General features: G+C 53.2%; 11 protein-coding genes. 9 read left to right on the top strand and 2 right to left on the bottom strand.

Annotated elements, in window-relative coordinates; translation table 11 throughout:
- Positions 1-303: 303 nt before the first annotated feature.
- Entirely contained in the window at positions 304-942 is a 639-nt protein-coding gene (msrA, locus tag ACJHYW_RS03050) for a peptide-methionine (S)-S-oxide reductase MsrA (RefSeq protein WP_001305659.1), read from the bottom strand.
- 205 nt (positions 943-1147) lie between these two features.
- Here msrA and tamA point away from each other — a divergent pair, with 205 nt between their 5' ends.
- The 5 genes from tamA (at position 1148) to chpB (ending at position 7808) form a co-directional block, all read left to right on the top strand.
- Positions 1148-2881: an autotransporter assembly complex protein TamA gene (tamA, locus tag ACJHYW_RS03045; protein ID WP_001269316.1), complete on the top strand. Its 1734-nt coding sequence runs from the start codon at positions 1148-1150 to the stop codon at positions 2879-2881.
- On the top strand, positions 2878-6657 hold the full coding sequence (tamB, locus tag ACJHYW_RS03040; RefSeq protein WP_000060873.1) for an autotransporter assembly complex protein TamB: 3780 nt from the start codon (positions 2878-2880) through the stop codon (positions 6655-6657). Before tamA ends, tamB begins: the two co-directional genes overlap by 4 nt.
- A 2-nt stretch (positions 6658-6659) precedes the next feature.
- A complete protein-coding gene (locus tag ACJHYW_RS03035) occupies positions 6660-7001 on the top strand; it encodes a gamma-glutamylcyclotransferase (RefSeq protein ID WP_001219160.1) in 342 nt (113 codons plus the stop codon).
- A gap of 211 nt (positions 7002-7212) precedes the next feature.
- Positions 7213-7464: a type II toxin-antitoxin system antitoxin ChpS gene (chpS, locus tag ACJHYW_RS03030; RefSeq protein WP_001223213.1), complete on the top strand. Its 252-nt coding sequence runs from the start codon at positions 7213-7215 to the stop codon at positions 7462-7464.
- Positions 7458-7808 carry an endoribonuclease toxin ChpB gene (chpB, locus tag ACJHYW_RS03025; RefSeq protein WP_000239581.1) on the top strand — a complete coding sequence of 117 codons (351 nt, stop codon included), beginning with the start codon at positions 7458-7460 and terminating at the stop codon, positions 7806-7808. Before chpS ends, chpB begins: the two co-directional genes overlap by 7 nt.
- 78 nt (positions 7809-7886) lie before the next feature.
- On the opposite strand, the gene ppa is transcribed toward chpB, so the two are convergent.
- Positions 7887-8417 carry an inorganic diphosphatase gene (gene ppa, locus ACJHYW_RS03020; protein WP_000055072.1) on the bottom strand — a complete coding sequence of 177 codons (531 nt, stop codon included), beginning with the start codon at positions 8415-8417 and terminating at the stop codon, positions 7887-7889.
- 309 nt (positions 8418-8726) lie between these two features.
- On the opposite strand from ppa, the gene ytfQ reads away from it, so the two are divergent.
- The 4 genes from ytfQ (at position 8727) to yjfF (ending at position 13336) form a co-directional block, all read left to right on the top strand.
- Positions 8727-9683, top strand: coding sequence for a galactofuranose ABC transporter substrate-binding protein YtfQ (gene ytfQ / locus ACJHYW_RS03015; RefSeq protein ID WP_000265933.1), 957 nt, complete (start codon positions 8727-8729; stop codon positions 9681-9683).
- Between the two features lie 132 nt (positions 9684-9815).
- Positions 9816-11318, top strand: coding sequence for a galactofuranose ABC transporter, ATP-binding protein YtfR (gene ytfR, locus ACJHYW_RS03010; RefSeq protein WP_001095661.1), 1503 nt, complete (start codon positions 9816-9818; stop codon positions 11316-11318).
- A gap of 13 nt (positions 11319-11331) precedes the next feature.
- Positions 11332-12354 (top strand): galactofuranose ABC transporter, ATP-binding protein YtfT, encoded by a 1023-nt coding sequence (gene ytfT, locus ACJHYW_RS03005; RefSeq protein WP_001361374.1) that lies wholly within the window; start codon positions 11332-11334, stop codon positions 12352-12354.
- Complete coding sequence (yjfF, locus tag ACJHYW_RS03000; protein ID WP_061092749.1) at positions 12341-13336, top strand: galactofuranose ABC transporter, permease protein YjfF; 996 nt, start codon at positions 12341-12343, stop codon at positions 13334-13336. Before ytfT ends, yjfF begins: the two co-directional genes overlap by 14 nt.
- Positions 13337-13354: the final 18 nt, after the last annotated feature.

Below are 13354 nucleotides of genomic sequence, written 5' to 3'. Positions count from 1 at the left end.
GCCAGATCCTCGGAAGGGGAAGTTGATTAATTTGTGTGAAATACACATTGAAAGCCGATTCGAAGAAAGTGAACCGGCATTTTCAGTGGCTAGTATAGCGTAAGGTACTGTAAAGCCGCCAGAGGGTTAAAATTCAGACAGCTGAAAAATGAAAAACTGGCTGATGCGCTATGCCGAACAGGCCTACGCAGTCCCCACAATTTATTGATTTTGGACGATTTTGTAGGCCTGGCAAGGCGTTTACGCCGCATCCGGCATAGACAAATAGCACTTTATCAACAATCTACATTTGTACCCGTAACGCTATGCTTCCGGCGGCAGACAGACGCCAATTCCGCCAATTCCACAGTAACCATACGGGTTTTTATGCAGATATTGCTGGTGGTCATCTTCGGCATAATAAAACGGTGTGGCGTTAGCGATTTCCGTGGTGATGCGACGATCGTCATCGGCGGCAAGCATCGCCGCCTGAAAACGTTCCAGACTGGCGCGAGCGGCGGCATCCTGTTCTGGGGTCAGAGGATAAATCGCTGAACGATACTGCGTACCGTGGTCATTGCCCTGACGCATTCCCTGGGCGGGATCGTGATTCTCCCAAAATACTTGTAGCAACTGCTCATAGCTGATGACGGATGGATCGTAAACAATGCGCACCGCTTCGGCATGGCCAGTATCGCCGGAGCACACTTCCCGATAAGTCGGATTTGGCGTATAGCCGCCGGTATAGCCTGCGGCGGTGCTGTAAACGCCGGGTAACTGCCAGAACAGACGCTCCACCCCCCAGAAACAACCCATCGCAAAAATGGCAATCTCCATTCCGTCAGGTACATTGGTCATTGAGTGACCGTTGACCGCATGCAGCGTGGCTACGGGCATCGGGGTGTTACGTCCAGGCAGGGCATCGGCGGGGGAAACCAGATGCTTTTTATCAAATAAACTCATGGTGTCGCTCTCCCGAAAATCGGTCATTGGGGTTAAGGTTGTAACAAGAGGCGTATTTGCACACAATAACCGCTGTGAATAGGTCTAAAGTAAAACATAAGAAATATTTGGGGTTTAGTCTGCTTTTTAATCCATATTACTGGATTTTTGTTAAGCCGTTTAACGGCGTTCCAGGGGCAGGAAAAAAGGATATTCAGGAGAAAATGTGCGCTATATCCGACAGTTATGCTGTGTAAGCTTACTCTGCTTAAGCGGATCTGCCGTCGCCGCGAACGTCCGTCTACAGGTCGAGGGGTTATCGGGACAGCTGGAAAAGAACGTTCGTGCGCAGCTTTCTACGATTGAAAGTGATGAAGTGACGCCAGACCGTCGCTTTCGCGCACGCGTCGATGATGCCATCCGCGAAGGTCTGAAAGCGCTGGGTTATTACCAGCCGACCATTGAATTTGATCTCCGTCCACCGCCAAAGAAAGGGCGTCAGGTATTGATCGCCAAAGTCACGCCAGGCGTGCCGGTGTTAATTGGCGGCACCGATGTGGTATTGCGCGGCGGCGCGCGGACCGATAAAGACTATTTGAAATTGCTCGATACTCGCCCGGCTATTGGTACGGTACTGAACCAGGGCGATTATGAAAATTTCAAAAAGTCCTTAACCAGCATTGCGTTGCGTAAAGGTTATTTCGATAGCGAATTTACCAAAGCGCAGCTGGGCATTGCGCTCGGCCTGCATAAAGCCTTCTGGGATATTGATTATAACAGTGGCGAACGTTACCGCTTTGGGCATGTGACCTTTGAAGGATCACAAATCCGCGATGAATACCTGCAAAATCTGGTGCCGTTTAAAGAAGGCGATGAGTACGAATCGAAAGATCTGGCAGAACTGAACCGTCGACTTTCTGCTACCGGCTGGTTTAACTCGGTGGTGGTGGCTCCACAATTTGATAAAGCGCGCGAAACGAAAGTATTACCATTGACGGGCGTGGTTTCGCCGCGAACAGAAAACACCATCGAAACCGGCGTCGGTTACTCTACGGACGTGGGACCGCGCGTGAAAGCGACGTGGAAAAAGCCGTGGATGAACTCTTATGGTCACAGTCTGACCACCAGTACCAGTATTTCCGCGCCGGAACAGATCCTCGACTTCAGCTATAAAATGCCGCTGTTGAAGAATCCACTGGAACAATATTATCTGGTGCAGGGCGGTTTTAAGCGCACTGACCTGAACGATACCGAGTCTGACTCCACTACGCTGGTGGCTTCTCGCTACTGGGATCTCTCCAGCGGCTGGCAGCGTGCCATTAACCTGCGCTGGAGTCTCGACCACTTTACCCAGGGTGAAATTACCAACACCACGATGCTGTTTTATCCTGGGGTGATGATTAGCCGCACGCGTTCTCGCGGTGGCCTGATGCCAACCTGGGGCGACTCGCAACGCTACTCTATCGACTACTCCAACACGGCCTGGGGCTCAGATGTCGATTTCTCCGTTTTCCAGGCGCAGAACGTCTGGATCCGCACACTGTACGATCGCCATCGTTTTGTGACACGCGGCACGCTGGGCTGGATTGAAACGGGTGATTTCGACAAAGTACCGCCGGATCTGCGTTTCTTCGCCGGGGGCGATCGCAGTATTCGCGGCTACAAATACAAATCAATCGCTCCGAAATACGCCAACGGTGACCTGAAAGGGGCCTCGAAGTTGATAACCGGATCGCTGGAGTACCAGTACAACGTGACCGGAAAATGGTGGGGCGCGGTGTTTGTCGATAGTGGCGAAGCGGTAAGCGATATTCGCCGCAGCGACTTTAAAACCGGTACCGGGGTCGGCGTGCGCTGGGAATCGCCGGTCGGGCCAATCAAGCTCGATTTTGCCGTACCGGTCGCGGATAAAGACGAGCACGGGTTACAGTTTTACATCGGTCTGGGGCCAGAATTATGAGTTTATGGAAAAAAATCAGCCTCGGCGTGGTTATCGTTATCTTACTATTGCTGGGATCGGTGGCGTTTCTGGTAGGCACCACTAGCGGCCTGCATCTGGTATTTAAAGCGGCGGATCGCTGGGTGCCAGGACTGGATATTGGCAAGGTCACCGGCGGCTGGCGCGATCTCACCTTGTCTGACGTTCGTTATGAGCAGCCAGGCGTGGCGGTAAAAGCGGGCAATCTGCATCTGGCGGTCGGGCTTGAGTGCCTGTGGAACAGTAGCGTTTGTATTAATGATCTGGCGCTGAAAGACATTCAGGTCAACATCGACAGTAAAAAAATGCCTCCTTCTGAACAGGTTGAAGAAGAGGAAGATAGCGGCCCGCTGGATCTCTCCACGCCGTATCCCATTACCCTGACACGGGTGGCGCTGGACAACGTCAACATCAAGATTGATGACACCACGGTATCGGTGATGGACTTCACCTCCGGCCTGAACTGGCAGGAGAAAACCCTGACCCTGAAACCGACGTCGCTGAAAGGCTTGCTGATTGCCTTGCCGAAGGTGGCGGACGTGGCGCAGGAAGAAGTGGTCGAACCGAAGATTGAAAATCCGCAGCCTGATGAAAAACCGCTCGGCGAAACGCTGAAAGATCTCTTTTCTCGCCCGGTATTGCCGGAAATGACCGACGTGCATTTGCCGCTTAACCTGAACATTGAAGAGTTTAAGGGCGAGCAGCTGCGCGTGACGGGTGACACGGACATCACCGTGAGCACCATGCTGCTGAAAGTGAGCAGCATCGACGGTAATACTAAACTGGACGCCCTGGATATCGACTCCAGTCAAGGGATCGTCAACGCCAGCGGCACGGCGCAGCTGTCAGACAACTGGCCGGTGGATATTACCCTCAACAGCACACTGAACGTGGAGCCGTTGAAAGGTGAAAAGGTGAAGCTGAAAGTGGGCGGCGCGCTGCGCGAACAGCTGGAGATTGGCGTAAACCTTTCCGGTCCGGTGGATATGGATTTACGCGCCCAGACGCGACTGGCGGAAGCCGGATTGCCGCTCAACGTGGAAGTGAACAGCAAACAGCTTTACTGGCCGTTCACTGGTGAGAAGCAGTATCAGGCGGATGATCTGAAACTGAAACTCACCGGTAAAATGACCGATTACACGCTCTCTATGCGAACGGCAGTGAAGGGACAGGAGATCCCGCCAGCCACCATTACCCTTGATGCCAAAGGTAATGAACAGCAGGTCAATCTCGACAAACTCACCGTCGCGGCGCTGGAAGGGAAAACTGAACTCAAAGCGTTGCTCGACTGGCAGCAGGCAATTAGCTGGCGCGGTGAGCTAACGCTTAACGGCATTAACACCGCCAAAGAGTTCCCGGAGTGGCCGTCGAAACTCAATGGCTTGATTAAAACCCGCGGTAGCCTTTACGGCGGCACCTGGCAGATGGAGGTGCCAGAACTGAAGCTGACCGGTAACGTCAAACAGAACAAAGTGAACGTTGACGGCACGCTGAAAGGCAACAGTTATATGCAGTGGATGATCCCAGGGCTTCATCTGGAACTGGGGCCAAACAGTGCTGAAGTGAAAGGCGAGCTGGGGGTAAAAGATCTCAATCTTGATGCCACCATCAACGCGCCGGGGCTGGATAACGCGCTGCCGGGGCTTGGCGGTACAGCGAAAGGGCTGGTGAAAGTACGCGGCACGGTGGAAGCGCCACAACTACTGGCGGACATCACCGCGCGCGGCCTGCGCTGGCAGGAACTTTCCGTGGCGCAGGTTCGTGTGGAAGGCGATATCAAATCCACCGACCAGATTGCGGGTATACTTGACGTACGCGTTGAGCAAATCTCGCAGCCCGATGTGAGTATCAACCTCGTCACCCTGAATGCCAAAGGCAGCGAAAAACAGCACGAGTTACAGTTGCGGATTCAGGGCGAGCCGGTTTCCGGGCAGCTTAATCTGGCAGGAAGTTTTGATCGCAAAGAAGAACGCTGGAAGGGAACTCTTAGCAATACCCGCTTCCAGACGCCGGTCGGCCCGTGGTCGCTGACCCGCGATATTGCGCTGGATTACCGCAATAAGGAGCAAAAAATCAGCATCGGGCCACACTGTTGGCTTAACCCGAATGCGGAACTGTGCGTGCCGCAAACTATCGATGCGGGGGCCGAAGGGCGTGCGGTGGTGAATCTCAACCGCTTCGACCTCGCCATGCTGAAACCGTTTATGCCAGAAACCACTCAGGCCAGCGGTATCTTCACGGGTAAAGCGGACGTTGCCTGGGACACCACGAAAGAGGGGCTGCCGCAGGGCAGTATCACCCTTTCGGGGCGTAACGTGCAGGTAACGCAAACCGTCAACGATGCGGCGCTGCCCGTGGCGTTTCAGACGCTGAATCTGACGGCGGAATTGCGTAACAACCGTGCCGAATTGGGCTGGACCATCCGCCTGACCAATAACGGCCAGTTTGATGGACAGGTGCAGGTGACCGATCCGCAAGGCCGCCGTAATCTTGGTGGCAACGTCAATATCCGTAACTTCAACCTTGCGATGATAAACCCTATCTTTACCCGTGGGGAAAAAGCAGCGGGGATGGTAAGTGCCAACTTACGTCTGGGTGGTGATGTGCAAAGCCCGCAGTTGTTTGGGCAGCTACAGGTTACGGGTGTGGATATCGACGGCAACTTTATGCCGTTTGATATGCAGCCGAGCCAGCTTGCGGTCAACTTTAACGGTATGCGCTCGACGCTTGCCGGTACAGTACGGACCCAGCAGGGTGAGATCTACCTGAACGGCGACGCCGACTGGAGCCAGATTGAAAACTGGCGGGCGCGGGTAACAGCGAAGGGCAGTAAAGTGCGTATCACCGTGCCGCCGATGGTACGAATGGATGTATCACCAGATGTTGTATTCGAGGCTACACCAAACCTGTTTACCCTTGATGGTCGCGTGGATGTTCCGTGGGCGCGCATCGTGGTGCACGATCTGCCGGAAAGCGCAGTAGGCGTTTCCAGCGATGTGGTGATGCTTAACGATAACCTGCAACCGGAAGAGCCGAAAACGGCGTCGATTCCGATTAACAGTAACCTGACTGTCCACGTTGGCAACAATGTTCGCATTGACGCCTTTGGCCTGAAAGCGCGGCTGACGGGCGATCTCAACGTCGTGCAGGACAAACAGGGGCTGGGCCTGAACGGGCAGATCAACATCCCTGAAGGGCGCTTCCATGCATATGGTCAGGATCTGATTGTGCGTAAGGGTGAGTTACTGTTCTCTGGTCCGCCGGATCAACCATATCTTAACATCGAAGCTATTCGTAACCCGGATGCTACAGAAGACGATGTAATCGCCGGAGTTCGCGTTACTGGTCTGGCGGACGAACCGAAAGCGGAGATTTTCTCTGACCCGGCCATGTCGCAACAGGCTGCCTTGTCTTATTTGCTACGTGGACAAGGGCTGGAGAGCGATCAGAGCGACAGTGCGGCGATGACCTCAATGCTGATTGGTCTGGGGGTTGCACAAAGTGGTCAGATTGTGGGTAAAATCGGCGAGACGTTTGGCGTAAGCAATTTAGCGCTCGACACCCAGGGAGTAGGCGACTCCTCCCAGGTGGTGGTCAGCGGCTATGTATTGCCAGGTCTGCAAGTGAAATACGGCGTGGGTATATTTGACTCTATAGCAACACTCACGTTACGTTATCGCCTGATGCCTAAGCTATATCTGGAAGCTGTGTCTGGTGTAGACCAGGCACTGGATTTGCTCTATCAGTTCGAGTTTTAGCAATGCGAATATTTGTCTACGGCAGTTTACGCCACAAACAAGGCAACAGTCACTGGATGACCAATGCCCAGTTACTGGGCGATTTCAGTATCGATAACTACCAGTTGTATAGCCTGGGCCACTATCCAGGCGCAGTTCCGGGGAACGGAACAGTACACGGTGAAGTTTATCGTATTGACAACGCCACGCTGGCCGAACTTGATGCCTTGCGCACCAGGGGCGGTGAATACGCGCGCCAGTTGATTCAGACGCCGTACGGGAGTGCATGGATGTACGTTTATCAACGACCCGTCGATGGATTAAAGCTAATTGAAAGCGGCGACTGGTTAGACAGGGATAAGTAACCATACGCATACGCCACCTTCGGGTGGCGTTGTTTTTTGCGAGACGACTCGCATTCTGTTTTGTAATTCCCTCACCTTTTGCTTTTCTCTCCGAGCCGCTTTCCATATCTGTTAACGCATAAAAAACTCTGCTGGCGTTCACAAATGCGCAGGGGTAAAACGTTTCCTGTAGCACCGTGAGTTATACTTTGTATAACTTAAGGAGGTGCAGATGCGTATTACCATAAAAAGATGGGGGAACAGTTCAGGTATGGTCATTCCTAATGTTGTGATGAAAGAACTTAACTTACGGCCGGGGCAGAGCGTGGAGGCGCAAGTGAGCAACAATCAACTGATTCTGACACCCATCTCCAGGCGCTACTCGCTTGATGAACTGCTGGCACAGTGTGACATGAACGCCACGGAACTTAGCGAGCAGGATGTCTGGGGTAAATCCACCCCTGCGGGTGACGAAATATGGTAAAGAAAAGTGAATTTGAACGGGGAGACATTGTGCTGGTTGGCTTTGATCCAGCAAGCGGCCATGAACAGCAAGGTGCTGGTCGACCTGCGCTTGTGCTCTCCGTTCAAGCCTTTAATCAACTGGGAATGACGCTGGTGGCCCCCATTACGCAGGGCGGAAATTTTGCCCGTTATGCCGGATTTAGCGTTCCTTTACATTGCGAAGAAGGCGATGTGCACGGCGTGGTGCTGGTGAATCAGGTGCGGATGATGGATTTACGCGCCCGACTGGCAAAGCGTATTGGTCTGGCTGCGGGTGAGGTGGTGGAAGAGGCGTTATTACGTTTGCAGGCGGTGGTGGAATAAGGTGTGTTTATTTATCGCGGGCATAAAAAACCCCTACTAACCGAAGCCCGGCGTTCAGGGTTATTACGCTAGAAGAACTTATTTATTCTTTGCGCGCTCGAAGGAGGCAACGATTTCAGCTTTAGCGGCTTCTGCGTTTTCCCAGCCTTCAACTTTCACCCACTTGCCTTTTTCGAGGTCTTTGTAGTGCTCGAAGAAGTGAGCGATTTGCGCTTTCAGCAGCTCTGGCAGATCGTTAACGTCTTTAATGTGATCGTATTCTTTGCTCAGCTTGGTGTGCGGAACAGCAATCAGTTTCGCATCTTCACCGGCTTCGTCGGTCATTTTCAGTACGCCAACCGGACGGCAGCGGATCACAGAACCCGGCTGCAGCGGGTACGGAGTCGGGACCAGTACGTCAACCGGGTCGCCGTCCAGAGACAGGGTGTGGTTGATGTAACCGTAGTTGCACGGATAGAACATCGCGGTGGACATGAAGCGGTCAACGAACAGTGCGCCGCTCTCTTTGTCGATTTCGTATTTGATCGGATCTGCGTTAGCCGGGATCTCAATAACAACGTAGATGTCTTCCGGCAGATCTTTACCCGCAGGGACGTTGAGTAAGCTCATGTCTGTTTCCTTTAAAAATATGTGGCAAACAAGTGCCGAGTATTATAGCCAACTCGCGCCGAATGTCTTCGCTTGTTTTCTTCTTCATTTTCCTTTTTAGCCAGTTTTAAGGTGGTTTAAAGAGCAGGAAAATCCATAACCGTAGCCGCATTTTTCATAGTGAGATGAAAGCGATTACAAACTTGTGATTAACGTTTTATTTACTTTTTTGAAGTGTGATGTAACGCAATCCGTTACATAACGAATTGTCTATAGTTTTTTCGCGAACATCTTTTCACCAATAATAATTACCCCGACGAGGACAACCCTATGTGGAAACGCTTACTTGTAGTCTCTGCAGTCTCGGCAGCCATGTCGTCTATGGCGTTGGCTGCTCCATTAACCGTTGGATTTTCGCAGGTCGGATCGGAATCCGGCTGGCGCGCCGCAGAAACCAATGTGGCGAAAAGTGAAGCCGAAAAGCGCGGAATTACGTTGAAAATTGCCGATGGTCAGCAAAAGCAGGAAAACCAGATTAAAGCGGTACGTTCCTTCGTCGCGCAAGGGGTGGATGCGATCTTTATCGCTCCAGTGGTAGCGACCGGTTGGGAGCCGGTATTAAAAGAGGCGAAAGATGCCGAAATCCCGGTCTTCTTGCTCGATCGTTCCATCGATGTGAAAGACAAATCTCTCTATATGACCACTGTCACCGCCGACAACATCCTCGAAGGCAAGTTGATTGGTGACTGGCTGGTAAAAGAAGTGAATGGCAAACCATGCAACGTGGTGGAGCTGCAGGGCACCGTTGGGGCCAGCGTCGCCATTGACCGTAAGAAAGGCTTTGCCGAAGCCATTAAGAATGCGCCAAATATCAAAATTATCCGCTCGCAGTCAGGTGACTTCACCCGCAGCAAAGGCAAAGAAGTGATGGAGAGCTTTATCAAAGCGGAAAACAACGGCAAAAACATCTGCATGGTTTACGCCCATAACGATGACATGGTGATTGGTGCAATTCAGGCAATTAAAGAAGCGGGCCTGAAACCGGGCAAAGATATCCTGACAGGCTCTATCGACGGCGTGCCGGACATCTACAAAGCGATGATTGATGGCGAAGCGAACGCCAGCGTTGAACTGACGCCGAACATGGCAGGCCCCGCTTTTGATGCGCTGGAGAAATACAAAAAAGACGGCACCATGCCTGAAAAGCTGACCCTGACCAAATCCACCCTTTATCTGCCTGATACCGCAAAAGAAGAGTTAGAGAAGAAGAAAAATATGGGGTATTGAGGGGCATCAATGCCTGATGCCGACTTGTGGGCCGCCGGATAAGGCATTCACGCCGCATCCGGCGGTTGTGCGAGATGCCTGATGCGACGCAGTTGTGTCTTATCTGACGCACGCTTTACACCGGGGGAAACTATGAATACTAACCAACACCAGGAAATCCTCCGCACCGAAGGATTAAGTAAATTTTTCCCCGGCGTCAAAGCGTTAGACAACGTTGATTTCAGCCTGCGCCGCGGCGAAATTATGGCGCTGCTCGGTGAAAACGGGGCGGGAAAATCAACGCTAATCAAAGCCTTAACCGGTGTATACCACGCCGATCGCGGCACCATCTGGCTGGAAGGCCAGGCAATCTCACCGAAAAATACCGCCCACGCACAACAACTCGGCATCGGCACCGTCTATCAGGAAGTCAACCTGCTACCCAATATGTCGGTCGCTGATAATCTATTCATAGGTCGCGAACCCAAACGTTTCGGCCTTCTACGCCGTAAAGAGATGGAAAAGCGCGCCACCGAACTGATGGCATCTTACGGTTTCTCCCTCGACGTGCGCGAACCGCTCAACCGCTTTTCAGTGGCGATGCAGCAAATCGTCGCCATTTGCCGGGCTATCGATCTCTCTGCCAAAGTGCTGATCCTCGATGAACCCACTGCCAGTCTCGACACTCAGGAAGTAGAGTTACTGTTTGGCCTGATGCGGCAGTTGCGCGATCGCGGCGTCAGCCTGATCTTCGTTACTCACTTTCTCGATCAGGTCTATCAGGTCAGCGATCGGATCACCGTCTTACGCAACGGCAGTTTCGTAGGCTGTCGGGAAACCCGCGAGCTACCGCAGATCGAACTAGTAAAAATGATGCTGGGGCGCGAGCTGGACACTCACGCGCTACAGCGTGCCGGGCGAACATTGTTGAGCGACAAACCCGTTGCAGCGTTCAAAAATTACGGCAAAAAAGGAACGATCGCACCGTTTGATCTCGAAGTGCGCCCCGGCGAGATCGTCGGCCTGGCAGGGTTGCTGGGATCAGGACGTACCGAAACCGCCGAAGTGATCTTCGGTATCAAACCTGCTGACAGCGGCACGGCGCTGATCAAAGGCAAACCGCAAACCCTGCGATCGCCACATCAGGCTTCGGTACTGGGTATCGGCTTCTGCCCGGAAGACAGGAAAACCGATGGCATCATCGCTGCCGCCTCGGTGCGGGAAAATATCATCCTCGCTCTCCAGGCCCAGCGCGGCTGGCTACGACCGATTTCCCGCAAAGAACAGCAAGAAATTGCCGAACGCTTTATCCGCCAGCTTGGCATTCGCACACCTTCAACTGAACAACCGATTGAATTTCTCTCCGGCGGCAATCAGCAAAAAGTGTTGCTTTCACGTTGGCTACTGACCCGACCGCAATTTCTGATCCTCGATGAGCCAACCCGCGGCATTGATGTTGGTGCCCACGCCGAGATCATCCGCCTGATTGAAACGCTGTGCGCCGATGGACTGGCGCTGCTGGTGATCTCCTCCGAACTGGAAGAACTGGTGGGCTATGCCGATCGGGTGATTATCATGCGCGATCGCAAACAGGTGGCGGAGATCCCGCTGGCAGAGCTTTCCGTTCCGGCGATCATGAACGCCATTGCGGCGTAAGGAGAACAGTGTGATGCCTCAATCTCTCCCGGACACTACGCCGCCGAAAAGGCGTTTTCGCTGGCCGACGGGGATGCCGCAACTGGTAGCGCTATTGCTGGTGCTGCTGGTCGACAGTCTGGTGGCCCCGCATTTCTGGCAGGTTGTGCTTCAGGATGGGCGTTTGTTCGGTAGCCCTATCGACATTCTTAATCGCGCCGCCCCCGTTGCGCTGTTGGCGATTGGTATGACGCTGGTGATCGCCACTGGTGGGATTGATCTCTCCGTGGGGGCGGTGATGGCTATCGCCGGAGCCACAACGGCTGCGATGACGGTCGCGGGATTCAGCCTGCCGATTGTTTTGTTAAGCGCCCTGGGCACTGGCATCCTGGCGGGATTGTGGAACGGCATACTGGTAGCGATCCTCAAAATTCAGCCGTTTGTCGCCACCCTGATCCTGATGGTCGCCGGGCGCGGCGTGGCGCAACTGATCACCTCCGGACAGATCGTCACATTTAACTCACCGGATCTCTCCTGGTTTGGCAGCGGATCGCTGTTGTTCCTGCCAACACCAGTCATTATTGCGGTACTGACGCTTCTCCTCTTCTGGCTGTTGACCCGCAAAACGGCGCTGGGGATGTTTATCGAAGCCGTTGGTATCAACATTCGGGCGGCAAAAAATGCCGGAGTTAACACGCGAATCATCGTCATGCTCACCTACGTGTTGAGCGGGCTGTGTGCGGCGATTGCGGGCATTATCGTGGCGGCGGATATTCGCGGTGCCGATGCCAACAACGCCGGATTATGGCTGGAGCTGGACGCCATTCTTGCAGTGGTTATTGGCGGTGGATCGCTGATGGGCGGGCGCTTTAACCTGCTGCTTTCGGTGGTGGGGGCGCTGATTATTCAGGGAATGAACACCGGAATTTTGCTTTCTGGCTTTCCGCCGGAGATGAACCAGGTCGTAAAAGCGGTGGTGGTGCTTTGCGTGCTGATTGTTCAGTCGCAACGCTTTATCAGTCTGATTAAAGGAGTGCGTAGCCGTGATAAAACGTAACTTGCCGCTGATGATCACTATCGGCGTCTTTGTGCTGGGTTATCTCTACTGTCTGACGCAGTTTCCCGGTTTTGCTTCCACAAGAGTGATCTGCAATATCCTGACCGATAATGCCTTTCTTGGGATCATCGCCGTTGGCATTACCTTTGTGATCCTCTCCGGTGGGATCGATCTCTCCGTCGGTTCGGTGATCGCCTTTACCGGCGTGTTTCTGGCAAAAGTGATTGGCGATTTCGGCCTCTCGCCGCTGCTGGAGTTTCCGCTGGTGTTGGTGATGGGCTGTGCCTTCGGCGCATTTATGGGGCTTCTGATCGACGCGCTGAAGATCCCGGCGTTTATCATTACCCTTGCGGGGATGTTCTTTTTGCGCGGTGTCAGCTATCTCATCTCAGAAGAGTCGATCCCGATAAATCATCCTGTTTATGACACGCTCTCAAGCCTTGCGTGGAAAATCCCTGGCGGCGGTCGCTTAAGTGCGATGGGACTGCTGATGCTGGCGGTGGTGGTTATCGGCATATTCCTCGCGCATCGTACCCGTTTTGGTAATCAGGTGTACGCCATTGGCGGCAACGCAACGTCGGCAAACCTGATGGGGATTTCCACTCGCAGCACCACTATTCGCATTTATATGCTCTCCACCGGACTGGCAACGCTGGCGGGGATTGTCTTCTCGATTTATACCCAGGCCGGATATGCACTGGCGGGCGTAGGTGTGGAACTGGATGCTATCGCCTCAGTGGTAATTGGCGGTACGCTTTTGAGTGGTGGCGTTGGAACGGTATTAGGGACGCTTTTTGGCGTGGCGATTCAGGGACTGATTCAGACTTACATAAACTTTGATGGCACGCTGAGTTCCTGGTGGACGAAAATCGCCATCGGTATTTTGCTGTTCATTTTTATTGCCTTACAGCGTGGATTAACGGTGCTATGGGAGAATCGTCAGAGTTCGCCTGTGACAAGAGTCAACATTGCGCAGCGATAAAAACGCCTCTCCGTGTGG

Source organism: Escherichia sp. WS3063 (assembly GCF_046486595.1).
GTDB lineage: Bacteria > Pseudomonadota > Gammaproteobacteria > Enterobacterales > Enterobacteriaceae > Escherichia > Escherichia coli.
This window is presented reverse-complemented; position numbering and strand designations above follow the sequence as displayed.